Source organism: Streptomyces sp. NPDC020742 (assembly GCF_040641675.1).
Taxonomy (GTDB): domain Bacteria; phylum Actinomycetota; class Actinomycetes; order Streptomycetales; family Streptomycetaceae; genus Streptomyces.
Map to the genome: position 1 here is coordinate 1 of NZ_JBFAEA010000017.1, position 26372 is coordinate 26372.

The 26372-nt window shown below is 72.4% G+C and carries 21 protein-coding genes; 10 read left to right on the plus strand and 11 right to left on the minus strand.

Going from position 1 to position 26372, the window contains the following annotated elements; genetic code table 11:
* Nucleotides 1-159: 159 nt before the first annotated feature.
* From AB0G84_RS25385 to AB0G84_RS25400, 4 genes are all read right to left on the minus strand, one after another.
* The gene (locus tag AB0G84_RS25385; protein WP_361325045.1) at nucleotides 160-3984 is read right to left on the minus strand and encodes a multifunctional oxoglutarate decarboxylase/oxoglutarate dehydrogenase thiamine pyrophosphate-binding subunit/dihydrolipoyllysine-residue succinyltransferase subunit; all 3825 of its coding nucleotides are present in this window, start codon (nucleotides 3982-3984) and stop codon (nucleotides 160-162) included.
* A 250-nt stretch (nucleotides 3985-4234) separates the two neighbouring features.
* Complete coding sequence (locus AB0G84_RS25390) at nucleotides 4235-5371, minus strand: ATP-binding protein (protein ID WP_361325048.1); 1137 nt, start codon at nucleotides 5369-5371, stop codon at nucleotides 4235-4237.
* On the minus strand, nucleotides 5368-6108 hold the full coding sequence (locus AB0G84_RS25395) for a response regulator transcription factor (protein ID WP_361325051.1): 741 nt from the start codon (nucleotides 6106-6108) through the stop codon (nucleotides 5368-5370). The genes AB0G84_RS25390 and AB0G84_RS25395 overlap by 4 nt, the downstream gene beginning before the upstream one ends.
* Before the next feature lie 72 nt (nucleotides 6109-6180).
* On the minus strand, nucleotides 6181-6945 hold the full coding sequence (locus AB0G84_RS25400) for a spermidine synthase (protein ID WP_361325054.1): 765 nt from the start codon (nucleotides 6943-6945) through the stop codon (nucleotides 6181-6183).
* Nucleotides 6946-7181: 236 nt separating this feature from the next.
* Between AB0G84_RS25400 and AB0G84_RS25405 the strand changes: the two genes are divergently transcribed.
* Nucleotides 7182-8102 (plus strand): rhomboid-like protein, encoded by a 921-nt coding sequence (locus AB0G84_RS25405; protein ID WP_361325057.1) that lies wholly within the window; start codon nucleotides 7182-7184, stop codon nucleotides 8100-8102.
* A 54-nt stretch (nucleotides 8103-8156) separates the two neighbouring features.
* Here the strand turns inward: AB0G84_RS25405 and AB0G84_RS25410 are convergent, their stop codons facing one another.
* Nucleotides 8157-8738, minus strand: a complete 582-nt coding sequence (locus tag AB0G84_RS25410) for a hypothetical protein (protein ID WP_361325060.1) — start codon at nucleotides 8736-8738, stop codon at nucleotides 8157-8159.
* Between the two features lie 197 nt (nucleotides 8739-8935).
* On the opposite strand from AB0G84_RS25410, the gene AB0G84_RS25415 reads away from it, so the two are divergent.
* Together AB0G84_RS25415 and lon are read left to right on the plus strand one after the other, a co-directional pair.
* A complete protein-coding gene (locus AB0G84_RS25415) occupies nucleotides 8936-9781 on the plus strand; it encodes a pentapeptide repeat-containing protein (RefSeq protein ID WP_361325062.1) in 846 nt (281 codons plus the stop codon).
* 237 nt (nucleotides 9782-10018) lie between these two features.
* On the plus strand, nucleotides 10019-12466 hold the full coding sequence (gene lon / locus AB0G84_RS25420) for an endopeptidase La (RefSeq protein ID WP_361325064.1): 2448 nt from the start codon (nucleotides 10019-10021) through the stop codon (nucleotides 12464-12466).
* Between the two features lie 126 nt (nucleotides 12467-12592).
* Here the strand turns inward: lon and AB0G84_RS25425 are convergent, their stop codons facing one another.
* On the minus strand, nucleotides 12593-13477 hold the full coding sequence (locus AB0G84_RS25425; RefSeq protein WP_361325066.1) for a lysozyme: 885 nt from the start codon (nucleotides 13475-13477) through the stop codon (nucleotides 12593-12595).
* A 283-nt stretch (nucleotides 13478-13760) separates the two neighbouring features.
* Here AB0G84_RS25425 and AB0G84_RS25430 point away from each other — a divergent pair, with 283 nt between their 5' ends.
* The gene (locus tag AB0G84_RS25430) at nucleotides 13761-14264 is read left to right on the plus strand and encodes a MarR family transcriptional regulator (protein ID WP_361325069.1); all 504 of its coding nucleotides are present in this window, start codon (nucleotides 13761-13763) and stop codon (nucleotides 14262-14264) included.
* A gap of 175 nt (nucleotides 14265-14439) precedes the next feature.
* Here AB0G84_RS25430 and AB0G84_RS25435 read toward each other — a convergent pair whose 3' ends face one another.
* Nucleotides 14440-15285 carry a hypothetical protein gene (locus AB0G84_RS25435; protein WP_361325072.1) on the minus strand — a complete coding sequence of 282 codons (846 nt, stop codon included), beginning with the start codon at nucleotides 15283-15285 and terminating at the stop codon, nucleotides 14440-14442.
* Between the two features lie 613 nt (nucleotides 15286-15898).
* On the opposite strand from AB0G84_RS25435, the gene AB0G84_RS25440 reads away from it, so the two are divergent.
* From AB0G84_RS25440 to AB0G84_RS25460, 5 genes are all read left to right on the plus strand, one after another.
* Nucleotides 15899-18841, plus strand: a complete 2943-nt coding sequence (locus AB0G84_RS25440; RefSeq protein WP_361325075.1) for a nitrate- and nitrite sensing domain-containing protein — start codon at nucleotides 15899-15901, stop codon at nucleotides 18839-18841.
* Complete coding sequence (locus AB0G84_RS25445; RefSeq protein WP_361325078.1) at nucleotides 18838-19335, plus strand: roadblock/LC7 domain-containing protein; 498 nt, start codon at nucleotides 18838-18840, stop codon at nucleotides 19333-19335. Before AB0G84_RS25440 ends, AB0G84_RS25445 begins: the two co-directional genes overlap by 4 nt.
* Nucleotides 19336-19408: 73 nt before the next feature.
* Nucleotides 19409-19810 carry a DUF742 domain-containing protein gene (locus AB0G84_RS25450; protein WP_361325081.1) on the plus strand — a complete coding sequence of 134 codons (402 nt, stop codon included), beginning with the start codon at nucleotides 19409-19411 and terminating at the stop codon, nucleotides 19808-19810.
* Between the two features lie 79 nt (nucleotides 19811-19889).
* Nucleotides 19890-20465, plus strand: coding sequence for an ATP/GTP-binding protein (locus AB0G84_RS25455; RefSeq protein WP_361325451.1), 576 nt, complete (start codon nucleotides 19890-19892; stop codon nucleotides 20463-20465).
* Nucleotides 20466-20582: 117 nt separating this feature from the next.
* The gene (locus AB0G84_RS25460) at nucleotides 20583-21836 is read left to right on the plus strand and encodes a styrene monooxygenase/indole monooxygenase family protein (RefSeq protein ID WP_361325084.1); all 1254 of its coding nucleotides are present in this window, start codon (nucleotides 20583-20585) and stop codon (nucleotides 21834-21836) included.
* 121 nt (nucleotides 21837-21957) lie between these two features.
* Here the strand turns inward: AB0G84_RS25460 and AB0G84_RS25465 are convergent, their stop codons facing one another.
* The 3 genes from AB0G84_RS25465 to AB0G84_RS25475 all read right to left on the minus strand — a co-directional run bounded on the left by AB0G84_RS25465 (nucleotide 21958) and on the right by AB0G84_RS25475 (nucleotide 24010).
* Entirely contained in the window at nucleotides 21958-22233 is a 276-nt protein-coding gene (locus AB0G84_RS25465; protein WP_361325087.1) for a hypothetical protein, read from the minus strand.
* A gap of 36 nt (nucleotides 22234-22269) precedes the next feature.
* Nucleotides 22270-23010: a TetR/AcrR family transcriptional regulator gene (locus AB0G84_RS25470; protein WP_361325089.1), complete on the minus strand. Its 741-nt coding sequence runs from the start codon at nucleotides 23008-23010 to the stop codon at nucleotides 22270-22272.
* A gap of 73 nt (nucleotides 23011-23083) precedes the next feature.
* A complete protein-coding gene (locus tag AB0G84_RS25475; RefSeq protein WP_361325453.1) occupies nucleotides 23084-24010 on the minus strand; it encodes a diiron oxygenase in 927 nt (308 codons plus the stop codon).
* A gap of 190 nt (nucleotides 24011-24200) precedes the next feature.
* Here AB0G84_RS25475 and AB0G84_RS25480 point away from each other — a divergent pair, with 190 nt between their 5' ends.
* Nucleotides 24201-25310, plus strand: coding sequence for a ferritin-like domain-containing protein (locus AB0G84_RS25480; protein ID WP_361325092.1), 1110 nt, complete (start codon nucleotides 24201-24203; stop codon nucleotides 25308-25310).
* A gap of 161 nt (nucleotides 25311-25471) precedes the next feature.
* Here the strand turns inward: AB0G84_RS25480 and AB0G84_RS25485 are convergent, their stop codons facing one another.
* A complete protein-coding gene (locus AB0G84_RS25485) occupies nucleotides 25472-26326 on the minus strand; it encodes an alpha/beta fold hydrolase (protein WP_361325095.1) in 855 nt (284 codons plus the stop codon).
* Between the last annotated feature and the right edge of the window lie 46 nt (nucleotides 26327-26372).

The window sequence follows — 26372 nt, forward strand, 5'->3', positions numbered from 1 at the left end:
AGCTTCACAGGCCCCTGAGCCGTCCGGTCCGCTCGGATCGTGAAGTCCATCGCACCCCTTGAGCTGGGGTGTTGCAACGTTCACTAGAACCCAAGCGCTGCTGCGGGGGCGGGCCCTTCATGGGTCCTGCCGGCGCGACCGGTGGCCGGGCCTTCGGCGTCAGGCGTCGAAGGCCTCCGCGACCAGCTGCGCCTGCTCCGCCTGGTGGCGCTTGGCCGAGCCGACGGCCGGCGAGGAGGAGTGCGGACGCGAGATGCGCCGCAGCCGCTCACCGTGCGGGACGTCGGCACCGACGGCCAGGTCCAGGTGGTCGATCAGGTTGAGGCCGAGGAACGGCCAGGCACCCTGGTTCGCCGGCTCCTCCTGGGTCCACAGGTACTTCTCGGCGTTCGGGAACTTGGCGATCTCCGCCTGGAGCTCCTTGCCGGGAAGCGGGTAGAGCCGCTCGATACGGACGATCGCGGTGTCGGTCGCACCGCGCTTCTCCCGCTCGGCCTCCAGGTCGTAGTAGACCTTGCCGGAGCAGAAGATGACCTTGCGGACGTCCTCGGCCTTGACCGTGGAGTCGCCGATGACCGGACGGAAGCCGCCGGTGGTGAACTCCTCCGTCTTCGACGCCGCGGCCTTCAGACGCAGCATCGACTTCGGGGTGAAGACGACCAGCGGCTTGTGGTGCGGGTTGTGCACCTGCCAGCGCAGCAGGTGGAAGTAGTTGGAGGGGAGCGTCGGCATCGCAACGGTCATGTTGTTCTGCGCGCACAGCTGGAGGAACCGCTCGATACGGGCCGAGGAGTGGTCCGGGCCCTGGCCCTCGTAGCCGTGCGGGAGCAGCAGCGTCACACCGCTGGTCTGGCCCCACTTCTGCTCCGCCGAGGAGATGAACTCGTCGACGATGGTCTGCGCGCCGTTGACGAAGTCACCGAACTGCGCCTCCCACATGACCAGCGACTCCGGGCGGGCCAGCGAGTAGCCGTACTCGAAGCCCATCGCCGCGTACTCGCTGAGCAGCGAGTCGTAGACGTTGAACCGGGCCTGGTCCTCGGACAGGTAGAGCAGCGGGGTGTAGTCCTCGCCGGTCACCCGGTCGATCAGCACCGCGTGGCGCTGGCCAAACGTGCCGCGGCGGGAGTCCTGGCCGGCGAGCCGGACCGGGGTGCCCTCCATCAGCAGCGAACCGATGGCGAGGGTCTCGCCCATGCCCCAGTCGATGGTGTTGTCCTCGACCTGGGCCGCCCGGCGCTGCAGCTGGGGCAGCAGACGCGGGTGGACGGTGATGTGCTCGGGGACGTTGACCTGGGACTCGGCGATCCGCTTGACGACCTCCTGGGAGATCGCGGTGTCGACGAAGACCGGGAACTCCGCCTGCGGCTGCGGCACCTCGGGCACGCCCGGGGTCGTGGTGGCGTCGCGGACCTCGGTGAAGACCTTCTCCAGCTGGCCCTGGAAGTCCTGGAGCGCCTGCTCCGCCTCTTCGAGGGTGATGTCGCCCCGGCCGATCAGCGACTCGGTGTAGAGCTTGCGCACCGAGCGCTTCTTGTCGATCAGGTCGTACATCAGCGGCTGGGTGAAGGCCGGGTTGTCCGACTCGTTGTGGCCGCGGCGGCGGTAGCAGATCAGGTCGATGACCACGTCCTTGTTGAACGCCTGGCGGAACTCGAAGGCCAGCCGGGCGACGCGGACGACGGCCTCGGGGTCGTCGCCGTTGACGTGGAAGATCGGCGCCTCGATCATGCGGGCCACGTCGGTGGCGTACATGGACGAGCGCGACGACTCCGGGGCGGCGGTGAAGCCGACCTGGTTGTTGATGACGACGTGCACCGTGCCGCCGGTGCGGTAGCCGCGCAGCTGCGACATGTTCAGCGTCTCGGCGACCACGCCCTGACCGGCGAACGCCGCGTCACCGTGCAGCTGGATCGGCAGGACGGTGAAGTCCGTGCCGCCCTTGCCGATGACGTCCTGCTTGGCGCGTGCGACACCCTCGACGACCGGGTCCACGGCCTCCAGGTGGGAGGGGTTGGCGACCAGCGAGACGGTGATCTGCTCGCCGTCCAGGCCGGTGAAGGTGCCCTCGGCGCCCAGGTGGTACTTCACGTCGCCGGAGCCGTGCATCGACTTCGGGTCGAGGTTGCCCTCGAACTCGCGGAAGATCTGCGCGTAGGACTTGCCGACGATGTTGGCGAGGACGTTCAGCCGGCCACGGTGGGCCATGCCGATGACGACCTCGTCCAGCCGCGACTCGGCCGCGGAGTCGATCACCGCGTCCAGCAGCGGGATGACGGACTCGCCGCCCTCCAGCGAGAAGCGCTTCTGGCCGACGTACTTGGTCTGCAGGAACGTCTCGAACGCCTCGGCGGAGTTCAGCCGGCGCAGGATGCGCAGCTGCTCCTCGCGCTCGGGCGACTTGTGCTGGCGCTCGACCCGGTCCTGGATCCACTTGCGCTGCTTGGGGTCCTGGATGTGCATGAACTCGATGCCGGTGGTGCGGCAGTACGAGTCCCGCAGCACGCCCAGGATGTCGCGCAGCTTCATCATGGACTTGCCGGAGAAGCCGCCGACCGCGAACTCCCGCTCCAGGTCCCACAGGGTGAGGCCGTGCTCGGTGATGTCCAGGTCGGGGTGCTTGCGCTGGTGGTACTCCAGCGGGTCGGTGTCGGCCATGACGTGGCCGCGGACCCGGTAGGAGTGGATCAGCTCGAAGACCCGGGCGGCCTTGGTGACGTCGTCGTCGTGCGACGCGTCAATGTCGCGCATCCAGCGGATCGGCTCGTAGGGGATCCGCAGCGACTTGAAGATCTCGTCGTAGAAGTCGCTCTCGCCCAGCAGCAGCTGGCTCATGACGCGCAGGAACTCGCCGGAGGCGGCGCCCTGGATCACCCGGTGGTCGTAGGTGCTGGTCAGCGTCATGACCTTGGAGACGCCCAGCTTGTTCAGGGCGTCCTGCGAGGTGCCCTGGAACTCGGCGGGGTAGTCCATCGAGCCGACGCCCATGATCATGGACTGGCCGGGCATCAGGCGCGGCACGGAGTGCACCGTGCCGATGCCGCCGGGGTTCGTCAGCGACGCGGTGACGCCGGTGAAGTCCTCCATCGTGAGCTTGTTGTCACGGGCCCGGCGGACGATGTCCTCGTAGGCCTGCCAGAACTCGAAGAAGGTCAGGGTCTCGGCCTTCTTGATGGCCGCGACGACCAGCTGGCGCTCACCGCTGGGCTTCACCAGGTCGATGGCCAGGCCGAGGTTGACGTGCTCGGGCTTGACCAGGTGCGGCTTGCCGTCCTTCACCGTGAACGAGTAGTTCATCGACGGCATGGCCTTGAGGGCCTGCACCATCGCGTACCCGATGAGGTGCGTGAAGGAGACCTTCCCACCGCGGGCGCGCTTGAGGTGGTTGTTGATGACGATGCGGTTGTCGAACAGCAGCTTCACCGGCACCGCACGGACGGACGTGGCCGTCGGCAGCTCCAGGGAGGCGCTCATGTTCTTCGCGACGGCGGCCGAGGGGCCACGCAGGACCACGTACTCGGGACCGGCGGGGGCCTCGCCCTCCTGAGCCTTCGCGGCGGCCGGCTTGGTAGCGGCGGGCTTCGCGGCGGCGGGCTTGGCGGGGGCCGGGGCGGCAGCGGGCTTGGCCGGGGCGGCGGCGGCCGGCTTCGCCGGGGTGGCCGGCGCGGCGGCGGGTGCCTTCGGCTGGGCCGCGGCGGGGGCCGCAGGGGCGGCCGGCGCGGCCGGGGTCGACCCGTCCGGGGCAGCCGTGGCGGGGGCAGCGCCCTCCGCCGGCTTGCTCGGCGCGGTGGCGCCGCCCGGCTTGTAGTCGGCGAAGAAGTCCCACCAGGCTCGGTCTACCGAGTTCGGGTCCTGGAGGTACTGCTGGTAGATCTCGTCGACGAGCCACTCATTGGGGCCGAACGCAGCAGCAGGGCTCTTGCCCTGCCCCGCTTGATCGGCCTCGGTCGAGATGCTCGAGCTGTTGGGGGACTGTAGCGACACGGCGGCAACCGCCCTCTTCCGCTTCCTAAGGTGGTGGACAGCGGGAATAAAGGCTACGCCTCTTGTGACCTTTGGTGCAGTCCGGGAGGGCTACTCGTCGCGCACGTCACATTCCCCGAGTGGTTTCGGGGCATGACTTGGCGGGAAACACACGGAGTTTGCCCGTCTGCGGGTAGGACTCACCGCTGTCGCACTCATGGGATGAATGCTCCTGCCACCGACCCTACGTCAGCGGACGTTCCCGCGGACGTCAGCTCCGTGACGATTCCAGCCCCGGAAGGGTGACCCGGATCCGGCAACCGCGAGCAGATTCGGCCACCCCGATCCGTCCGCCGTGCAGGTCCACCGCCCAGCGCGCGATCGCCAGGCCCAGTCCCGTACCGCCGTCGCTGCCCGGGCCCGAGGGGCCCGGCCCGCCGCGGTTGAACCGCTCGAAGACCCGGTAGCGCTCCGACTCGGGGATGCCCGGCCCCTCGTCCTGCACCTCCAGCTCCAGGCTCTCGGCGCCCTCGCCGCGCCGCGCGTGCACCGTGACCCGGCCGTGCCGCGGGCTGTGCTTGATCGCGTTGTCGATGAGATTCGCCACGACCTGGTGCAGCCGCTCGGCGTCGGCGTGCGCGGTCAGCTCCGGCGGCGAGACGTCGAGGTGGAGGTGGACGTCCGTGCGGGTGTGGGTGCCGGAGCCGGCCAGCCCGGACAGCGTGGAGGCGCCCCGGCTCATATTGGCCTCCTTGAGCACCCCGGAGAGGTACGGCCAGACCTCGAAGCGCCGGACGTGCAGCGGCACCACACCGTTGTCCAGGCGGGACAGGTCCAGCAGGTGCTCGACCAGCCGGCCCAGCCGCTCGGTCTGCCGCAGCGCGGTCCGCATCGTCTCCGGGTCCGGCTCGCAGACCCCGTCCACGACGTTCTCCAGGACGGCGCGCAGCGCGGCGATGGGGGTGCGCAGCTCGTGCGAGACGTTCGCCACCAGCTCCTTGCGGTGGGTGTCCACCGCTTCCAGGTCGGCCGCCATCCGATTGAAGGCGTTGGCCAGGTCGCCGAACTCGTCGCGCCGCGCGGAGCGCACCCGGCGGGTGTAGTCACCGTGCGCCATCGCGCGGGTGACGTCCGTCATCTCGCCGAGCGGCGCGGTGAGGCTGTTCGCCACGAACTGGGTGAGCAGCAGCGAGGCGATGATCGAGAAGATCGTGATCACCCGCAGCTCGGTGGCCGAGTGCATCGCCACGAACACCAACAGTGTGGTGATGATCACCGAGACGCTGACCAGCGCACCCAGCGCCGCCTTGACCGAGCGGTACGGGTCCAGGGGGCGCAGCGCCTCCCAGATCCGCCGCCCCAGCTCGCGCACCGGCGTGAGCCGTACCCGCAGGCGCCCCCGGCTCATGCCGACGGGGTCTCCAGCGCGTAGCCGACGCCGTGGACGGTGCGGATGCGCTCGGCACCGATCTTCCGGCGCAGCGCCTTGATGTGGCTGTCGACCGTGCGGGTCCCGGAGGCGTCCGCCCAGTCCCACACCTCGGCCAGCAGCTGCTCCCGGGAGAGCACCGCGCGCGGGGTGTTCGCCAGGCAGACCAGCAGGTCGAACTCGGTGGGGGTGAGGTGCACATCCGCGCCGCGCACCCGGACCCGGCGCTGGGCGTGGTCGATCTCCAGCTCGCCCAGGCGCAGTATGCCGCTGCGCGGGGTGTGCGCGGCCAGCGCGGCGCGCTCGACCCGGCGCAGCAGGACGTGCACCCGGGCCGCCAGCTCCCGCATCGAGAACGGCTTGGTCATGTAGTCGTCGGCGCCGACGCCGAGACCGACCAGCATGTCCGTCTCGTCGTCCCGGGCGGTGAGCATCATCACCGGCACCGGGCGCTGCGCCTGGACCCGGCGGCAGACCTCCAGGCCGTCGAAGCCCGGCAGCATCACGTCGAGGACCAGCAGATCGGGCTGCCAGGCCTCGGCGGTGTCCACCGCGGCCGGCCCGTCGGTGGCCGTCTGCACCTGGAAGCCCTCGGCGCGCAGCCGGGCCGCGATGGCCTCGACGATCGTGGGGTCGTCCTCCACGACCAGCACCCGGCGCTGGGCGCCCGGCGTGGCAGCGGCGGAGCCGCCCTGCGTTGTCTGAGTCTGGTCCATCGCCCGCCCCTGCATCCCCTGCGTGGTCGCGTCTTGCTGGGCAGCAGCGTACGGGCATGGTGCGACTGTCGGCTACGCACCCTTCAGCGCGAGGTGAACGACGTCCGGGACGCCTCGGACAACGGGGATCTCTTCCGTACGCACCCCCTGGAAACCGGCATTTCGCAAGGCTTCTTCGAAGGCCGGGGAGGGCTGTGCGGACCAGACGGCGAGCACCCCGCCGGGGGTCAGCCGGTCGAGGCAGGCGGCGAGACCGGAGGGGGAGTAGAGGCTGTGGTTGTCCTCGGTGACGGTCCAGTCGGGGCCGTTGTCGATGTCCAGGCACAGGGCGTCGTAGGTGTCCGGGCCCGCGGTGCCGTCGGCGGGCGGGGTGCGCAGGTGGGCGACCAGATCGGTGTGCAGGATCGTGCAGCGCGGGTCGGCGAGCGCCGCCGCGGAGACGGCCGAGAGCGGACCGGTGCGGTGCCAGTCGATGACCGCCGCCTCCCGCTCGACCACGGCGATCCGACCCCAGCGCGGCTCGGCGGCCGCCCGCGCCAGCGAGAATCCCACGCCCAGCCCGCCGATCAGCACCGAGGGCCGCGCCCGGTCGGCAGGCAGCTCGGCCAGCGCGGCGTCGACCAGCAGCCGCTCCGAGCGGCCGTCGGAGGTGTCCATCAGGAAGCAGCCGTTGGCGATGATCTCGTGGACCACGGGGGTCGCGGGTTCCCCGGGGGCGGCCGGGGTCCCGCCCCGTTGTCGCAGCACCACCTCGCCGTGGGGGCCCTCGCGGCGGTCGAGGGTCTGCGGTGCCCCGGGCGGGCCGGTCGTCGGATGCGGAGGAGTCACGGGCGCCATGCGGTCATGGTGGCCAATACCGGCGCCGGGGGTCCAACCGGTTTCGGCGCGTCCCACGACCGACGCGATGCATGCGGTGACCGTTGCCTCATGTGGGGCATCTCACTTGCACAGCTTCCTCATGGGTTGAGCGTGCAGGCTGGTGCGCGACGTTGTGCAGGGCAGAGCCACCACACACCGCCGAGGGCACGGGCGGGGCTCACCGTATGCGCCAGGGACGGAAGGGGCCTTCGACCGTGAGCAGCCTGGAAACCGTCGGGGGAAGGCAGGGGGAGCGGGTGCCGGGCGACCGGGCACCCGCCCCGGAGCACGAGAAGAACGAGGGGCACGAGGAGCGCGAGGAGCACGAAGCGCCGGACGGCCGGGAGGGGGCGCAGGGCCCGGCCGCGCTGTTGGCGGGCATTCCCCGGCAGCGGGTCGGCGGTGCGGACGCCGCAACGGCGGATCCGGCGACCCGGCCCCGGGCGCCATGGGCGGCCCGGGCGGCACGCACCTCCTGGCGGCTGCTGCCCACCCCGGCCGGCACCCCGTTCACCTTCGGCTATGCGGTGCTCCTCGCGGGCACCTCGTACGTCGCCGCGCACGCCGACCCGGGGCTGGTCTCCGCGCTGCTACAGGGCTCCAGCACCGACGTCGTCCACCTCGCCCAGGCGCCAGTGCTGGTGCTGGTCGCCAGCGCGCTGTGGATCGCCGGCGGGGTGACCTCGGGGTACGCGTTGGGCCTGCTCTTCGTGGTCACGGCCTTGGAGCGGAGGGTCGGCGGGCTGCGCACCGCCGCGGTCTTCCTCGGCGGCCATGCGCTGGCCACCCTCGCCACCGAGGTGCCGGTCGCCTTCGCGGTCGCCGCCGGGCGGCTGCCGGAGACCTCGCTGCACCGCCTCGACTACGGCATCAGCTTCGGCGTGATGACCTGCACCGGGGCCCTCGCAGGGGTGCTCCCGGCGTGGTCGCGCTGGCCCCTGCTGGCCGGCGCCGGCTATCTGGCGCTCACCGACCTGATGGCGTACGTCGACCCGATGACCGACTGGGGCCACCTGCTCTCGCTCGCCCTGGGCGTGGCCTGCTGGCCGCTGCTGCGCCGCTGGCGCGCCCACCGGACCGCCCCGGCACCGCTGCTGGGTGACCTGGGCCGCCCCGCGCTGACCGGGGCGCCCTGAGCGTCCGGCCCCTGCCGCCGGGGCGCCCGCCCGTCAGGCCCGAGCGCCCACCCGTCAGACCCGGGCTGCCGACCGGTAGGCCTGGGCGATGGCCCAGGCGCAGCCGCCCAGCAGGGCCACCCCCGACAGCACCCCGCTGACGAACGGCACCCAGGCCACCGCCGAGGTCGCCGCCATGCCGAGGCCCGCCGCGCCCAGGGCGCTCAGCGCCGCGCCGGGCACCGCCACGCTGCGCCGCTGCCAGACCGACGTCAGCGCCAGGAAGTGCACGCCGACGATGAGCGCGGTCCAGGCCACCGCGGTCTGCGCCGGGGCGCCCGCCCTGCGCAGGGCGAGGTTGCCGCCGATCAGCAGCACCACCTCGGCGGCGACGACGAAGCCGAACTTCCCGCCGAACCAGTCGGCCCGGGGCGCCCCCGCGTCCGCCGCGTCCGCCGCGTCCGCCGGGGTCGCCGGGGCCGGGGCGCCGCGGCGGGCGGCCAGCACGGCCAGTGCGAGCAGCCCGGCGAACACGGCCACCGCGAGCACCCGCAGCGCGGTCCCCACCACCGGGGTCAGCGGGGCGTGGGCGTTGGTGACCACGAAGACCGTGCCGAAGAACGCACCGATGAACACGCCGGACATCTGCCTCAACATCCCGCGAACGTAGCAGTTCTGACGGAGTGTGAGGAGCTGCCCCGGCGGGGTTGGCGATCCGTTTCGGCCCGCTGGTGGAGGCCGTCGAGCGGGGTCCGGCCGGCCGGGCGCCGGGGCCCTCCGCCGGCCTGGGAGAATGGGCGCCCTTGTTCGGGCACCACCGGCACGGTGCCCGCCGTCCGCAGGAGTGACGCACCGTGTCCGCAGACCGCACCCCGCCCCCTCCGCCCGCCCGGCCGGACGCCGATGCGCTCGGCCTCCGGGCCGACTGCGGCAGCTGCTTCGGGCTGTGTTGTGTGGCGCTGCCGTTCGCCGCCTCGGCGGACTTCGCGCTCGACAAGGAGGCCGGCCGGCCCTGCCCGAACCTGCAGACCGACTTCCGCTGCGGCATCCATGCCGACCTGCGCGACCGGGGCTTCGCCGGCTGCACCGTCTTCGACTGCTTCGGCGCCGGCCAGAAGGTCTCCCAGCAGACCTTCGGCGGCACGGACTGGCGGCAGGCCCCGGACACCGCCCGCCGGATGTTCGACACCTTCCCCGTCATGCGGCAGCTGCATGAGCTGCTGTGGTATCTGGCCGAGGCGCTGGCGCTGCCGCCGGCCCGCCCCGTCCATGCCGCGCTGCGCGTCGCCCTGGAGGAGACCGACCGCCTCACCCGCGGCAGCGCCGAGGAGCTCGCCGGTCTGGACGTGGCGGCCCACCGGGGCGAGGTCAACGCCTTGCTGCTGCGCACCAGTGAGCTGGTCCGGGCGAAGGTGCCCGGCCGTAAGAAGGAGCGTCGGGGTGCGGACCTGATGGGGGCCCGGCTGCGGGGCGCGTCCCTGAGGGGCGCCAACCTCCGCGGGGCGTACCTCATCGCCGCCGACCTCACCGGCGCCGACCTGCGGCAGGCGGATCTGATCGGGGCGGACCTGCGCGGTGCCGACCTCAGCGGCGCCGATCTGACCGGCGCGCTCTTCCTCACCCAGGCCCAGCTCAACGCGGCCAGGGGCGACGCCGCCAGCACGCTGCCGCCGGCCCTGACCCGCCCCGCGCACTGGTAGACCGCCGCTCCGGCGGCCGTTCGTCTCCAGCGGCCGTCCGTCGCCGGTCGCTGTGCCGCTCCGGTCGTCCGGTTGCCCGGTTGCCCGGTCGCCCTGGTCGCTCCGGGCTTCCCGGGTCTCTCCGGCCGCTCCGGCGGCCGTCCGCCTGATCGCTCACAGCGAACGCACCCGGGGAACATCTCCCCCAGCCCCTGCATTGAGTGAGTACAGCTCAACTTGCTTGCCGAAGGGGAGATCATGGCTTCGACGTCCACATCGCTCACTCTGCCCGTGCTGCCCCTCGATGACGAGGTCGTGCTCCCCGGCATGGTGGTGCCCCTGGACCTGTCCGACGCGGACGTCCGCGCGGCGGTGGAGGCCGCCCAGGCCGCCGCCACCTCGGGCAACAAACCGCGGGTGCTGCTCGTTCCCCGCATCGACGGGACCTACGCCGGCATCGGCACGCTCGGGCGGATCGAGCAGGTCGGGCGGCTGTCCGACGGTGACCCCGGGGCCCTGATCAGGGGCCTGGGCCGGGTGCGGATCGGCTCGGGCACAACCGGGCCCGGCGCCGCGCTGTGGGTGGAGGGCACCACCGTCGAGGAGACGGTCCCCGATCCGTCCCCGAACCCTCCACTCCGTTCGGGCAGGAAAGGCTCCCATTCGGACGCCGTCGCCGAACTCGTCACGGAGTACAAGGCGCTGGCCACCAGCTGGCTGCGCAAGCGCGGCGCCTGGCAGGTCGTCGACCGGGTCCAGCAGATCGAGGACGTGTCCGCGCTCGCCGACAACTCCGGCTACTCGCCGTTCCTGACGATCGAGCAGAAGCTCCGGCTGCTGGAGACCGTCGACCCGGTCGCCCGGCTGAAGTACGCCACCGAGACGCTCCGCGAACACCTCGCTGAGCAGGACGTCGCCGAGTCCATCGCCAAGGACGTGCAGGAGGGCGTCGACAAGCAGCAGCGGGAGTTCCTGCTGCGCCGGCAGCTGGAGGCGGTCCGCAAGGAGCTCGCGGGCCTCAACGGCGACCCCGAGGACGAGGGCGACGACTACCGCGCCCGGGTCGAGGCCGCCGACCTGCCCGAGGACGTCCGCAAGGCCGCCCTCAAGGAGGTCGACAAGCTGGAGCGGGCCAGCGACCAGAGCCCCGAGGGCTCCTGGATCCGGACCTGGCTGGACACCGTCCTGGAGCTGCCCTGGAACGAACGGACCGAGGACGCCTACGACATCGCCGGGGCCAAGGAGGTCCTGGACGCCGACCACGCCGGGCTGGAGGACGTCAAGGAGCGGATCACCGAGTACCTCGCCGTCCGCAAGCGCCGGGCCGAGCGCGGCCTCGGGCTGGTCGGCGGGCGCCGCGGGGGCGCGGTGCTGGCCCTGGTGGGCCCGCCCGGCGTCGGCAAGACCTCGCTCGGTTCCTCCGTCGCCCGGGCCATGGGCCGGAAGTTCGTCCGGGTCGCGCTGGGTGGCGTCCGGGACGAGGCGGAGATCCGTGGCCACCGGCGCACCTACGTCGGCGCGCTGCCCGGCCGGATCGTCCGCGCGATCAAGGAGGCCGGGTCGATGAACCCGGTGGTGCTGCTCGACGAGATCGACAAGGTGGGCTCTGACTTCCGCGGCGACCCGGCCGCCGCCCTGCTCGAAGTCCTCGACCCCGCGCAGAACCACACCTTCCGCGACCACTACCTGGAGGTCGAACTCGACCTCAGCGATGTGGTCTTCCTGGCCACCGCCAACGTCCTGGAGGCCATCCCCGAACCGCTGCTGGACCGGATGGAGCTGGTGCGGCTGGACGGCTACACCGAGGACGAGAAGGTCGTCATCGCCCGGGACCACCTGCTGCCGCGCCAGTTGGAGCGGGCCGGTCTGGAGCCCGGCGAGGTGGTGCTCGAGGAGACGACGCTGCGCAAGCTGGCCGGCGAGTACACCCGCGAGGCGGGCGTACGGAACCTGGAGCGGTCCCTCGCCCGGCTGCTGCGCAAGGTCGCCGCCGAGCACGAACTGGGCGAGCGGGAGCTGCCGTTCACCGTCGGCGTGGACCAGCTGCGCCCGCTGATCGGGCGGCCGCACCACACCCCGGAGTCGGCGCAGGACCCGGCCGAGCGGCGGACCGCCGTGCCCGGTGTGGTCACCGGCCTCGCGGTCACCGGCGCCGGCGGTGACGTCCTCTATGTAGAGGCCTCGCTCGCCGATCCCGAGACCGGTGCGGCCGGGCTCCAGCTGACCGGCCAGCTCGGCGACGTGATGAAGGAGTCCGCGCACATCGCGCTGTCGTTCCTGCGCTCCCACGGCGCGGAGCTGGAGCTCCCGGTCGGTGACCTCAAGGAGCGCGGAGTGCATCTGCACGTGCCGGCGGGCGCGGTCCCCAAGGACGGGCCGAGCGCGGGCATCACCATGACCACGGCGCTGGCCTCGCTGCTGTCGGGGCGCCAGGTGCGGCCGGACGTGGCGATGACCGGTGAGGTCTCGCTGACCGGGCGGGTGCTGCCGATCGGCGGCGTCAAGCAGAAGCTGCTCGCGGCGCACCGGGCCGGGATCGGCACGGTGATCATCCCCCGGCGGAACGCGCCGGACCTGGACGACGTACCGGCCGAGGTCCTGGACGCCCTGGAGGTCCACCCGGTGTCGGACGTCCGGCAGGTGCTGGAGCTGGCGCTGACCCCCGCCTCGACCGGGGCGGCGCCGGAGGTCCCCGTCGCGGCGTGAGGGATGCGCGCGGGGAATCGGGACGGGCCCCTGCCGCACGCGGTGTGCGGCAGGGGCCCTCTCGTGCGTACGACCGGGCGTGGGTGGGGCCGTACGCCCGCATCGGCGCCGTCGGGCTCCGGGCGGTCAGCCGTTGGCCAGCGCCCGGAGCCGGTCGTAGGCGCCGTTGAAGCGGTTGTGGTCACCGACCGTGGGGCCGGTGGAGGTGTACTGCCAGACGGTGTGGAAGCCCCAGCCGGCCGGGAGTTCGCCGACCGAGGAGCCGTAGCGGGGCACCCAGAGCGGATTGACCGCGCCGAACGCGGTGGAGTTTCCCGTGCACTGCTTCCACCAGCTGGTGGAGGTGTAGAGGACCGCGTCCCGGCCGGTGCGCGCCTTGTAGGTGGCGAACCAGTCCTTCATCCAGTTGACCAGCCCGGTCGCGCTCAGTCCATAGCAGGTCGAGCCGTAAGGGTTGTACTCCATGTCCAGCGCGCCGGGGAGGGTCTTGCCGTCCTTGGACCAGCCGCCGCCGTGGGTGACGAAGTAGGTGGCCTGGGCGGCGCCGCTGGAGGTGTCGGGCGTGGCGAAGTGGTACGCCCCGCGGATCATGCCGACGCCGTAGGAGCCGTTGTACTGCTGCGCGAAGGAGGGGTTGGTGTAGCTGGTGGACTCGGTCGCCTTGACGTAGGCGAAGCGGACGCCGCTGTTCCAGAGGGTCGACCAGGCGACGCTGCCGTTGTGGCTGCTGACGTCCACGCCCTCGACCGAGGCGTCGGGCGCGGAGGCCTGCGGGGCGGCGGTACCGGCCGCGGTGCCCTCGTGCCGGGCGATCTGCGAGCCGGCCCAGTCCTGGCCGGGGTGGGTGGGTTCCGGTGCCCGGTGGATGGGCTGAGGCGCCCGCCCACCGGGCGCCGCGCCGGCGGTGCCGGGCAGGCCGAGCAGGAGGGAGAGGACCGCGAGGAGGGCCCCGGCCACGGTCACCAGGGCGCGGGCGGGGCGGTGGGGGGAGCCGGATCTGAGCACGGACATTCGTGCCTCCGAAGATCTCGGTGGATGAACAACCTGAGGGGGGGATGATCTGACGGCCTGACGCAGCGGCGGTGACGCCATGGTGCGGGGTGCATGACGCGCCGCGGAACCCTTGGCATCGGACAGCCGTTTGGTGTGGTCATGCCAGAAATAACGATACGCGCGTAGATGTACGGGGTAAAAGAGGGGCCGTGGGCTGCCGTTGGTCTAATCCTGCGAAATACTGGCCGAGCTGCGGCTTCGGCCGACCGGGGCGGAAACTTTCACATGAGGGAAAGCGGGCATGGGCGCTGACGTGCACAACACCGGAGCCGACGGGACATCGGCGGACGGCTGTCCCATTGGTGTGGATCACGTATTCCTCGCCCTGGAACGCGAATTGGCGGTATTCCTCCGCCGTGCCCGGGCCTCGTCCGGCGAACTGGCCCGGGAGGTGCACCCCGACCTGGAGCCGTCCGCGTACGGGCTGCTGCTCCGGCTGGCCGACGCCGGCACCCAGCGCGCCACCGACCTCGCCGGTTTCTTCGGCGTCGGCAAGGCCACGATGAGCCGTCAACTGCACGCCCTGGAGAAGCTGGGGCTGGTCGCCCGGGAGCCGGACCCGGACGACGGCCGGGCGGTGCTGGTGCGGATCACCGACGAGGGCAACGCCCGCTTCACCCGCGTCCGCAACGGGCGCCGCGCCCAGTACGCCCGGCGCCTGGCCGCCTGGGATCCCGCCGAGGTCGCCGAGCTGGCCCGGCTGCTGCACCGGCTGAACGTCGAACAGGAGGGCGAGGACACCTGAGCCGCCCGAGCCGGGCGGCCGTCCGGGCCGCCGCCCGAGCCGGGTCGCCGTCCGGGCCGCCGCCCGAGCCGGGCCGCTGTCCGGGGCGCCGTCCGGGGCGCCGTCCGGGGCGTCGCGCCCCTGATGCAGTTCCCGGCCCTGTCGTTGCACACCGCGGCACCTCGGCGAAAAGTCCTCACGGAACGACAAAAATCACCGATGCGTCGTCCCGTACCTTTCCCCGGGGGTGTGCCGCGCCGTCCGGATCGGCGGCCTCCGCGGCCCGGACGGCGTCGACCAGCGCCTGTGGACCACGGTCGCCCACCAGGCCGACACAGTCGGCCCAGGACCCCTGCCGAAAGACCTCGACCCAGCGGCCTGCGCCGTCGGAGAGGGCGGTCAGCGAGCGGAGCCCGGTGCGCGGGGCGGTGCCGGTGACCGCGCGGGCGGCTACCGCCGGATCGGCCGCCGCGGTGAAGAATCCGCCCTCGGCGTTGCGCAGCGCCTCCACCGCGCGGACGTACTCCCGGGCCGCCGCGGCCCGTTCCGCCGAGTCCCGCGGTAGCGCCCGTACCGCCTCGCGCTGCGCGGTCACCGCCGGCGGGAGGGTGTCCAGCCGCGGGTCCACCACCGCGTCCACCGAACCGTCCGTGCGCTCCAGCAGCAGCACCGAATCGGACAGCACCAGGTACTCGACGGTGTCCGCGGACCACCTGGCGGCGACGACAGTTGCCTGGGGAGTGCGGACGTGAGAAAGGTCACAGGTACCCCGGTGAACGGCGGTCGTCCGGGCGATGGCGCCGGCGAGAGCCTCAGTGAGCGTCATATCCCGGTGTGAAACCGACAGTTCCAGCAATGCGCCCCCGAGCCGCGCGGTGAACCACGGGACCGTGTGCCGGCATCCGTAGTCCCCTGCGGGGGGTGTCACGCCGTCCAGCAGGACCAGCGCCCCGCCCTCGCCGGAAGCCGGCAGCGCTACTGATGCGTAGTCCTCGTTTGGGTGTTGGGGATCGCCGGGCTCGGTGGCGAGTTCGATGCGCATGCCGGGAAGTCTGCCGGAGGGTGGGTTTTCGGCCCGGTCGCCGGGCGGGGGAGGTGGTGCCGGGGAGCCGGGGAGCCGGCCGCGCCGGAAGGTACGGACCAATGGCCCGGCGCGCTGCGGGCGGGCATCCTGCCAGGAGGCGGACGCATCTCCAAACCCGTCCGGGGGTTGTTAGGGGTTGCCGTGAAAATCGTTGCCGCGCGGAAGTTGATGGCCAAACTCCGATTGAGGTTCACTCATTCAGGTGGCCGGGCATGTGATGCCGAGCCACTGCGCGGTGCCGGTGGAATGGTCGTTGCCCGGTCATGGGTGGGGCCAGAACATCCGTCACGACGCGCAGAGCCGGACTGTTTTCCCTCGCGGAAGTGTGTGCTGCTGCGGTGTTCGCGCAGGTCCGCCCCGCGAGTGGAGGGCGAGCCGGAGTCCGCGACGCCACACGGCGTGGGCAGGCGAGACAGGAATGCGAGCAGCGGTGCGGAAGATGCGGCTTCGGGGCGGCGCAGGGAAGCCGGGTTCACCGGCCGGTTCGGTTTCGGGACCGGGCAAGGGCCCGGGACCCGGCGAGGGACCAGCGACGTCCGTCGATGACCTTGCGGGACGGCGCCCCGCGCGGGTGCGCAACCGGCTCGTCGGGGCGGTGGCCGTGGTGGCCGCCGTGGTCCTCGGCGCCGGCGCCCCCGGCCTCGCCAGCACGGGCGACAACGCCAACAACAGCCAGCAACTGGTCGATCTGGCCGAGCTGAACGCCCGCGCCATCGCGCTGGCGCACTCCCTGGCCGACGAGCGCGACGGGATGACCGCGTACGTCGCCGGCCACACCGCCCATACCGGCACCGGGAACGGCGCCCCGTCCGGCGGCGCCGCGGGGACGGGGGTCAACCGCACCGGCGGTGGCCTGAGCGGTGCCGGTGCCCGTGCGGCCGCCGCCGGGGCCGATGCCGCGTTCTCCGACGACTCCGCGGTCTCCCGGACCCAGCGGGCCCGGGTCGACCGGCAGATCGGCGAACTGCGCTCCGAGGCCCAGGACGCCACCGGCGACACCGCCGTCTACAGGGCCGCCGCCCAGCTGCTGGCCGCCCTCCCGCAGACCCGGAACCAGGCGCTGTCCGGCAGCATCCCGGCCGAGCAGGTCTTCCAGACGTACTCCGAGGTCATCCAGGCGCTGGGGGCGATCAGCGACGAGATCGCCCGCGGCCTGCCGGCCCGTGCGGACTCCGCGGACGCCGGCACCCGGGCGCTGCCCGCCCTCGGCCGAGCCACCGAACAGGCCGCTGCCACCCGGGGGCTGCTGCTGGCCGGCCTGAACGCGGGCGGGAGCCAGCCGCGGCTGACCGCTCTCGCCCAGGTCGCGCACGTCCGCGAACAGGGCGCGCTGGGCGACTTCCGGCAGATCGCCGGGCAGAGCGCCCGGGACCGCTACGACAGCACCGTCAACGGCGCCGACGTCAGCACCGCCGAGCGCTATCTGACCCGGCTGACCGACCAGCCCCGCCTGGACGCCGCCGATATGCGGCTGAGCCGTCAGCGCGTGCAGAGCACCCTGACCACCCGCATCGGGCTGATGCGCGGGGTCGAGTCCGCCATGGCGACCGCCGACATCCAGCGCCTCGGCCAACTGCGCGACGACGATGTGACGGAGCTGGAGATCCGCACCGCCCTGCTGGGGCTCTGCCTGCTGCTGGCCGTCGCGGCCGGTGTCTGGGCCGCGCGGACCCTGACCCAGCCGCTGGCGGCGGTGCGGATCGGCGCCAAGCGGGTCGCCGGGGACCCCGCCAACGAGGAGCCCGTCAGCTACCAGGGCCGCAACGACGAATTCGCCGCCGTGGTCCGGTCGGTGAACGTGCTGCACGCCCGGATCGGCGAACTCGCCAAGCGCAACAACGAACTGGAGGGTGAGCGCAAGCGGCTGGTCGGCGGCCGGCAGCGGCTGGCCGCCGAGCGCGATGTGCTGCGGGAGCAGAGTGCCGCGCTCCAGGCCGAGGTCGCCGACCTCACCGAGCGGCTGGCCAACGCCCACACCGGGGTGCAGGGCCGGTTCGTCAACCTCGCGCTGCGCACCCTCGGGCTGGTCGAGCGGCAGCTCGCGGTCATCGAGTCGCTGGAGGAGAGCGAGCAGGACCCGGAGCGGCTGGACACCCTGTTCAAGCTGGACCACTTCGCCGCACGGATGCGCCGCAACAGCGAGAACCTGCTCGTACTGGCGGGCGCGGAGCAGCACAGCACCAACCACCAGGAACCGGTGGCGCTGCTGGACGTGCTGCGCGCCGCGGTCAGTGAGATCGAGCGGTACGAGCGGGTCCGGATCGAGTCGCTGCCGCCGCACGCCCAGGTCGCCGGCTTCGCCGCGGACGACCTCAGCCACCTGGTCGCCGAACTCCTGGAGAACGCCACCGCGTTCTCGCCGCCGGAGGCCCATGTGGAGCTGTCCGGCTGGCTGCTGGAGAGCGGCGAGGTGATGCTCTCGGTGCAGGACCAGGGCATAGGGATGACCTCGGAGCGGATGGCCGAGCTCAACGAGCGGCTGTCGGACGCCGAGGCCGCCTCGTCCGCCGAGGACGTCGACGAGGCGCTGGGCCTGGGGCTGTACGTGGTGGTGCGGCTGGCTGCCCGGCACGGCGTCCGGGTCCAGCTGCGGGACGCCAAGCAGGGCGGGGTCACCGCCGTCGTCGTGCTGCCCGGTTCGATCCTGCCCACCCGCCCGGCCCCGTCGTCCGCCCGCCCCTCGAGCCAGCGCGTGACGCACACCCCCGGGCTGCCGGGCTCGGCCGCCGAGGCGAACTCCAACGCCCTGCCGGCGCGGGTGAAGCGGCTGGCGCCGGTGGGCGAGACCACCCACGGCACCGGCACGATGCCTGCCCAGGAGCCGCCGCGGCCGACGCCGACACCCGCTCCCGGCCAGGGTCCCGATCCGCTGGTCGCCGCCGCCGAGCGCGCCATCGACCAGGCCGGGCTCGGCGCCGCCGGCCGCGAGCACTCCCGGACCGAGGACCACACCGGCCCGGCCGCGCAGCCGGCGCCCGCGGCTGCCGAGGCCACCGCCTCCGGCCCGTACACCATCGGCCCGGACCAGCACACCCGCCCCGTGGCGGACCCGACGCCCACCGGCGCCGCACCCACCGGCGCCGCACCCACCGGCGCCGCACCCACCGGCGCCGCACCCACCGGCGCCGCACCCACCGGCGCCGCACCCACCGACGACGTGCCGCCGGCCGGACCCGGTCCGGTCGCCGACGCGTCCCCGGCCGAGCCGGCCGGACCGCAGACCGCCGCCGACTCTCCCGAGGAGAAGCGGCGGACCGCCATGGGGCTGCCCAAGCGCACGCCCAAGATCATGGCACCGCAACAAGGGCCCACCGTTCCGCGCAAGAGCGGTGCGGCCAACGCCGAGGCGCTGCGGCGCCGGCTCGGCGGCTTTCAACAGGGGGCGCGGGACGGCCGGCGCGAGGTCGAGGCCGAAATCGCGGAGCGCACTGCGGACCAGACCATCCCACAGACGGACACCGACGGAGCGGGGGCCCCGGGAGAGAGCCACTTTGTCGAGGAGGCACGCGATTGAAGGCGCAAGCGCCCACAGGTTACGGACAGGGACTCAGCAGCCAGGCACGGAATCTGCAGTGGCTGTTGAGCAACCTGGTCGACGAGGTGCCCGGTATCCACTCCGTCGCGGTGGTCTCCTCCGACGGTCTGCTGCTGCTCAGCTCCGACCCGGACCGGGCGGTCGGGGCGGCCGCGACACCGGGCACCACTGAGGGCCCCCGGGGGTCCAGTGCCGATCTCGCCACCATCGTCTCCGGTCTCGGCAGCCTCACCCAGGGCGCCGCGAAGCTGATGGACGGCGGGGCGGTCAAGCAGACGATGATCACGATGGACGAGGGAAGCGTTTTCGTGATGTCCATCAGCGACGGCTCGCTGCTCGGCGTGCACGCCACCGCGGACTGTGACATGAACGTCATTGCCTACCACATGGCGCTGTTCGTCGGCCGGGCCGGCCATGTCCTCACCCCCGAACTCCGCAGTGAGCTGCGCAAGTCGATGGAGAGCGCCCAGTGAGCGAACGTAGTGAGCGAACCCAGGCGAGGCGCGGGCCGCGCACCTGCCCGGCCGGGCGAAGCGAGGTCTCCAAATGAGTAGTAGCCGCAAACTCCCCCTACGCGGCGGGGACCGCAAACCGGCGCGGGTACGGCCGTACTCGCTCACCGGCGGCCGGACGCGCTTCGGTCATGTGCTGCTGGTGGAGACGTTCGTGGCCGCGCTGGAGGCCCCCGAGGAGCGGCCCGAGCTGACCTCCGGCGGCTGGGGCGACCGGGTCATGCCGGAGATGCGCGCCATCGTCGAACTGTGCCGCCGGATGCGCTCGGTCGCGGAGATCTCCGCGCTCCTCAGGATGCCGCTGGGCGTGGTCCGGGTGCTGCTCAGCGACCTCGCAGACCAGGGAAAGATTCGCGTCTACGGCACCGGGCACGGCACCGGCCGGCCCGACCGCGCGCTGCTCGAAAGGGTGCTGAGTGGACTTCACAGGCTCTGACACGATATCGGCCGGGGCCACCACGAACGCCGGTTCCCAGGGGCAGGCCGAACCGGCGGCCACGGCCGCCGACACCGGACTGCAGAGCTGGCAGACGGACCGTTCGCGGGCACCGATCGCCACCAAGATCGTGGTGGCCGGCGGTTTCGGCGTCGGCAAGACCACCTTCGTCGGATCGGTCTCGGAGATCACCCCGCTCCAGACCGAGGCGGTGATGACGCAGGCCAGCGAGGAGACCGACGACCTGACGTCGACCCCGGACAAGACCACGACCACGGTCGCGATGGACTTCGGCCGGATCACCCTCGACCAGGAGCTGGTGCTCTACCTGTTCGGCACGCCCGGCCAGCAGCGCTTCTGGTTCATGTGGGACGACCTGGTGCGCGGCGCCATCGGGGCGATCGTGATGGCCGACACCCGGCGCCTGGAGGACTGCTTCCCGGCGCTGGACTACTTCGAGAGCTGCGGCCTGCCCTACGTCGTCGCGGTCAACCACTTCGAGGGGACCGATCTCTACGAGGCCGAGGACGTCCGCGAGGCGCTGACCGTACCGGCCCGGGTCCCCATTGTGATCATGGACGCGCGCCAGCGGACCACGGTGATCCAGTCGCTGCTGGCGCTGGTCGGCCACGCCCTGGAGACCGCGCCGGAGTAGCCGGGCCCGCTTCAGCCGGGCCCGCCCGCTACGGGCCCGCTCCCGAGGGGCCACCCCTCGCGCCACCCCCCCTCACCCCCCTCCCTGAAACACGCAGTAGCAGAGAAGAGTGCCGCCATGCGGAAAATCCTCGTCGTCGGAGCCGGACAGTCCGGTCTCCAGCTGGCCCTCGGCCTCCAGTCCCAGGGCTATGAGGTCACCCTGATGTCCAACCGCACCGCCGACGAGATCCGGTCCGGCCGGGTCATGTCGACGCAGTGCATGTTCGACACCGCGCTCCAGCACGAGCGGGATCTGGGGATCAACTTCTGGGAGAGCCAGGCACCGCGCATCGAGGGTCTCGGGGTCTCGGTCGCCGCTCCCGGCAGCCACGCGGAGCCCGGCGGCTCGCAGCGCGCCATCGACTGGGTCGGCATGCTCGACGGCTACGCCCAGTCCGTCGACCAGCGGGTGAAGATGGCCGGCTGGGTGGAGACCTTCGCACAGCGCGGCGGCCAGCTCGTCATCCACGGTGCCGCCGTCTCCGACCTGGACTTCTTCGCCAGCCGCTACGACCTGACGCTGGTCTCGGCCGGCAAGGGCGAGCTGGTGTCCATGTTCGGCCGGAACCCCGACCGTTCGCCCTACGACGCCCCGCAGCGCGCGCTGGCCGTCGCCTATGTGCACGGCCTGGGCCCGCGCCCGGAGCACCCCGACTTCGACGCGGTCCGCTGCAACCTCGTCCCCGGCGTCGGCGAGCTGTTCGTGATGCCGACGTACACCACCTCCGGCCGCGCCGACATCCTCTTCTGGGAGGGCATACCCGGCGGCCCGCTGGACGTCTTCCAGTCGGTCAAGGACCCCGAGGAGCACCTGGCCACCACGCTGGACCTGATGAAGACCTTCCTGCCCTGGGAGTACGCGCGGGCCACCAAGGTCGAACTGACCGACGCGGGGGCCACGCTGGCCGGCCGCTACGCCCCGACCGTGCGCAACCCGATCGGCCGGCTGCCCTCCGGCGGGCTGGTGCTCGGCGTCGCCGACGTGGTCGTCGCCAATGACCCGATCACTGGCCAGGGCTCCAACTCGGCCTCCAAGTGCGCCGCTTCCTACCTGGCCTCCATCGTGGAGCGGGGCGCGGAGCCGTTCGACGAGGCGTGGATGCATGCCACCTTCGAGCGGTACTGGCAGACCGCCCAGCACGTCACCAAGTGGACCAACGCGATGCTGGCCCCGCCGCCGGAGCACGTCCTGAACCTGATCGGCGCGGCCGGTCAGCTCCAGCCGGTCGCCGACCGCTTCGCCAACGGCTTCAACGACCCGTCCGACTTCGAGAACTACTTCTACGACCCGGACAAGGCCGGCGCCTACCTGGCGTCGCTGACCGCCTGACGCTCCGCGTCGCCCGGTGGCCGGACCCCGCGTCCGGCTGCCGGGCCGCCACCCCGGCCGCGCTGTGCGCCACCCCGGCCGCGCTGTGCGCCGCCCCGCCCGCGCTGTGTGCGCCGCCGGCTCAACGCGGCTTGCTCCAGGGCCATTTGAGGCCCTTCACGCCCCGGCCCGAGGCCCGGCCCGCCGGGTCGTACGCGTACTTCCACCCGTGGGGCAGGCCCAGCCGCCCCACCCGCCCCGGGACCCTCCGGTAGACGTGCAGGGTCGGCGGGCTCCCGTCCTCGTGGGGCTCGGGGACCTCGTAGGTCTTCGGCGGCTGGCCGGTCATGCCGACCAGCACCGGCAGGACCCGGCCGTCCAGCGGGCCGCCGACGAAGGGGGTGTTCTCGCTCCGCACGTTCCCAGTCTTCCATCCGCGGCCCGCAGGCGCAGGTCACAGCAGGTGGGTGGCCTCGCCCACCACGGGCAGGATGCGCCGCGCCAGCTCGCCGACCGGGCCGTCCCCGGCCTCCATCGTCAGCGCCGCCCGGGTCACTCGCGCGGTCTGCGGGTCGCGGGCCGCGGTCGCGGTCAGCAGCGCGACGAAGTGGTCGACCAGCCAGTCCCGCAGCTCGTCGAGCGGCGGCTGCTTGCCCTCGTCCAGCCAGATCAGCGAGGCGCCCTCCACGGCGGTGATCCACATCCGGACGGTCATCCGCAGCCGCAGGCCCGGCTCCGGCTCGCCCAGGTGCCGCAGGATCTGGTCGGCCGCCGCGCGCCGCACCTCGTCCACGATCGCGGAGGTGCGGGAGGTCTCCACCACGCTGCCGCCCTGGAGGAGCGCCGAGAAGCCGGCGTCGTGCTCGTCGACGAAGGCCAGGTAGCGGTCGAGGGCGTGCGACAGGCGCTGGGTGAGCGGTCCGCTTTCCGGCTCGGCGAAGCAGCCCTCCAGGATGTCGGCCGCGCTGCGCAGCGCGGCCTCGTACAACTGCTGCTTGCCGCCGGGGAAGTAGCGGTAGACCAGCGGGCGCGAGACCTGTGCGGCGGCGGCGACGTCGTCCAGCGAGACGTCCTCCGGCGCGCGCTGTGCGAACAGGTCGAGCGCGGCGGTGAGGAGTTGGCTGCGGCGTTGCTCGACGCTGAGCCTTCGATAGGCGGGTCGGGGTACTGCTGGGGCGGTGCCGCTGCCGTTCATGAACAGCAGCGTAACCGCCCCGGATTTCGGTTCGTACAGGTGCTCGGCCACGTGTAGGGGGCAAGCGGTTCGTTCAGGCCAGCAGCCCGGAGCTGCGCCACAACCGGCGGCCGGCGCCGCGCAGTACGCCGATCTCGTCGAGGAAGTCGGTCAGCCGCCGGGCGCCGGTCTGCATCACCTCGCGACGGTGGCCGCTGGCCTTCACCTGGGCGAGCGCCTCCCGCTTGTCCAGCCCGACGTTGCGGTACACCTGCGGATTGACGAAGGCGACGGAGAACACCCGGGCCGCCTGGCCGGAGCTGATCCGGGTCAGTTCGCGCTCCCAGCGCGGTGCGGTGACCATCTGGCGGCGCAGCTCCTCGCGGGCGTACCGGACGTGCCGGGCCTCCTCCACCACGTGGATCCGGGTCACCCCGCGCACCAGGGGCTGCACCCGCTCGTCGGGGAAGGTCAGCCGCTGCATCCAGTCCAGGATCTCCTCGCCCAGCAGGGTGCAGGCGAACGAACCGGGCGTGGTGGAGACCGTCTTGAGGATCCGGGCGAGGTGGTGGTTCAGGCGGGAGACGGGGTACGCGGGCGCACCGCCCCGCTGGATCATCCGCGCGAACATCTTCGAGTGCCGGCACTCGTCGGCGATCTCGGTGAGGGCATAGCGGACGTGCGCGCTGGTCACCGGCTTGTCGTAGATGTGCCGGACCAGCAGCTGCATCAGGATGATCTCGAACCAGATGCCCAACGAGGCGAGCGAGGCGGCTTCGTGCCGGGCGAGGTCCTGCTGCTGCTCGGTCGACATCCGCCGCCACAGCGGGGTGTCGTAGAGCGAGACCAGCTCCGGCGGCCAGAACCACTTGCCCTCGTCGAGCGGCGCGTCCCAGTCGAGTTCGGTGTCGGGGTCGAAGGAGTGCTTGGCGGAGGAGTCGAGCAGGCGCTCGGCGACCTGCTCCCGGTCCTTGAGCAGACCGAGGGCGTCCCGCAGGACTCCGGTGTCCGACGCGGTCATGGGGGTGGGCGCGCTCGTCATGGCTGTGGCTACCTCGCTCGTGGGTTACCCGCGGTCCCTCCTTATGAGACTTCCTGTCAGCAGGCCCGTCAATCCCCCGTGCGCGACTTATTGACCCGCCGGTAAGAAACGTGTGAGCCTGCCAAGCAGCGCCCGTGGCAAGGCTTTTGGCGAGCCGAGGAGGCTGCCCGTGTCGACCCGAGAGCTCTATGTGCAGGACCCCGGCGACCCCCTGTGGAAGGTGCCCGCCTCCGGGGCGGCCCGCTTCAGCTGGGAGTACGACGACGGACGTGACCGGCTGCTCGCGCTCTACCAGAAGGGCAAGGACAAGCAGTGGGACGCCACCCTGCGCATCGACTGGGACCTGGAGGTGGACCCCACCGACCCGTTGGGCACCCCCGATGAGTCGATGTCCCTGTACGGCACCAAGTACTGGGACAAGATGACCGAGAGGGACCGCGGGGAGTTGCGCCAGCACTACACCGCCTGGCAGTTCAGCCAGTTCCTGCACGGCGAGCAGGGGGCGATGGTCTGTGCGGCGCGGATCGTGGAGTCCGTGCCGGACCTCGACGCGAAGTTCTACTCCGCCACCCAGACCATGGACGAGGCCCGGCACGCCGAGATCTACAGCCGGTTCCTCCAGGAGAAGATCGGGATGCTCTACCCGGTCAACGACAACCTGCAGACGCTGCTCGGCGACACCCTCACCGACTCCCGCTGGGACATGCCCTACCTCGGCATGCAGGTCCTGATCGAGGGCCTGGCGCTGGCCGCGTTCGGCATGATCCGCGACACCACCACCAAGCCGCTGCCGCAGCAGATCCTGGCGTACGTCATGCAGGACGAGGCGCGCCATGTCGCCTTCGGGCGGATGGCGCTGCGCGACTACTACAAGCAGCTCACCGACGCCGAACTGCGCGAGCGCGAGGAGTTCGTCATCGAGGGCTGCTACCTGATGCGCGACCGGCTGCGCGGCCTGGAGGTCCTGGAGAACTTCGGCATCCCCACCGCGGAGGCCGCCGAGTTCACCGAGCGCTCCGAGTTCCTCCACCTCTTCCGGAAGCTGCTCTTCAGCCGGATCGTGCCGTGTGTGAAGGACATCGGGCTGTGGGGCGAGCGGCTGCAGCGCGCCTATGTCGACATGGGGGTCTTCGAGATGGGCGACGCCAACCTCGACCTGCTGATGGCCCAGGACGAGGAGCTCGCCGAGAAGCTGGACGCGGAGCGCTTCGCCGCCGAGGAGGCGGCCCGTACCGCGGAGGTCGCGGCGGCCATCGCGGAGGGCGGGACGGGGGACTGACCTCCCGCGTACCGCGGGCGCGCCCGCGGGCTGCGCAGGAGTGGCGGCACCGCCGGGAGTCGCCGCCCGCCAGGAGTCACCGCCCGCCGGGAGTCACCGCCCGCCCGGAGCCGCTGGCTGCCCGGTCGGCCGTCGGGCGGCCCGCCGGCCCGGTGCCCTCCTCAGCCCGTCAGGAACCCGCCGATCCGCCGGGCCGCCTCCCCGCTCGCCGCGTACGGCACCGAGTGGTGGCTGACGCCCGGCAGGGTCTCGACCCGGGCATCCGGCAGGGCGCGGGCCGCCCCCGCGGCGACCCGGTGCAGGTCGTGCGCCCGGCTGTGCTCCGCCAGCAGCACCAGCACCGGCACCCCGGCCGCGCGCAGCCCGGCGGTGTCCGGCCGCGGCCCGGTGACCGGCTTCGCGCCGCGGAACGCGACCGCGCCCCGACCCATCAGCCGCACCAGTTCGGGCGCCGGCGGGTCGCCGCGGGTCTCCCACGCCAGCAGCCGCCGGGTGCTGCGCTCCCCGGGCCGGACGAACAGCGGCACCGCCCGTGCGAGGTAGGACGTCCGGAAGCCGGCGAAGCACTGGGTCGGGTCGAGCAGCACCAGCCGGTGCACCCGGCCGGGCGTGTGCGCGGCGTAACGCAGTGCGAGCCAGCCGCCGTAGGAGTGCCCGAGCACCGCGGCCGAGGCCGCCCCGTGGTCGTCGAGCACGCCGTCCAGTACACCGTCGAGCCAGGACTCCAGGTCCGCCGGCCGTCGTACCGCCCGCTCCCCGGGGACGCTGAGCCCCGGCGTGCCCATCTGGTCCACCGCGTACACCCGGTGGGTGGCGGCCAGCGCGGGGGCCAGGGCGTACCAGACGGCCGAGGTGGTGCCGCCGCCGTGCAGCAGCACCAGCGGCGGGGCGTCGGCCGGGCCGCAGACGTGGACACGGGTGCGGCCGTACGGCGTGACCGTGCCGCGCCGTTCCACCGGCACCGGCCAGAGCGCCATGGCCTCCTCGTAGGCGGCGTGGAACGCGGCGTCGGTCATACGCTCTCCTCGCTCGACGAGTATCTCGTTGAGCGAGATATTAGTC

Bases quoted from the DNA above. Each gene is read 5' to 3' on its own strand.
- AB0G84_RS25395 (WP_361325051.1), bottom strand. From the start codon at position 6,108: ATGGACCAGACTCAGACAACGCAGGGCGGCTCCGCCGCTGCCACGCCG.
- AB0G84_RS25450 (WP_361325081.1), top strand. From the start codon at position 19,409: ATGAGTAGTAGCCGCAAACTCCCCCTACGCGGCGGGGACCGCAAACCG.
- lon (WP_361325064.1), top strand. From the start codon at position 10,019: ATGGCTTCGACGTCCACATCGCTCACTCTGCCCGTGCTGCCCCTCGAT.
- AB0G84_RS25435 (WP_361325072.1), bottom strand. From the start codon at position 15,285: ATGCGCATCGAACTCGCCACCGAGCCCGGCGATCCCCAACACCCAAAC.
- AB0G84_RS25475 (WP_361325453.1), bottom strand. From the start codon at position 24,010: ATGACCGCGTCGGACACCGGAGTCCTGCGGGACGCCCTCGGTCTGCTC.
- AB0G84_RS25485 (WP_361325095.1), bottom strand. From the start codon at position 26,326: ATGACCGACGCCGCGTTCCACGCCGCCTACGAGGAGGCCATGGCGCTC.
- AB0G84_RS25410 (WP_361325060.1), bottom strand. From the start codon at position 8,738: ATGTTGAGGCAGATGTCCGGCGTGTTCATCGGTGCGTTCTTCGGCACG.
- AB0G84_RS25425 (WP_361325066.1), bottom strand. From the start codon at position 13,477: ATGTCCGTGCTCAGATCCGGCTCCCCCCACCGCCCCGCCCGCGCCCTG.
- AB0G84_RS25430 (WP_361325069.1), top strand. From the start codon at position 13,761: ATGGGCGCTGACGTGCACAACACCGGAGCCGACGGGACATCGGCGGAC.
- AB0G84_RS25400 (WP_361325054.1), bottom strand. From the start codon at position 6,945: ATGGCGCCCGTGACTCCTCCGCATCCGACGACCGGCCCGCCCGGGGCA.
- AB0G84_RS25460 (WP_361325084.1), top strand. From the start codon at position 20,583: ATGCGGAAAATCCTCGTCGTCGGAGCCGGACAGTCCGGTCTCCAGCTG.
- AB0G84_RS25390 (WP_361325048.1), bottom strand. From the start codon at position 5,371: ATGAGCCGGGGGCGCCTGCGGGTACGGCTCACGCCGGTGCGCGAGCTG.
- AB0G84_RS25470 (WP_361325089.1), bottom strand. From the start codon at position 23,010: ATGAACGGCAGCGGCACCGCCCCAGCAGTACCCCGACCCGCCTATCGA.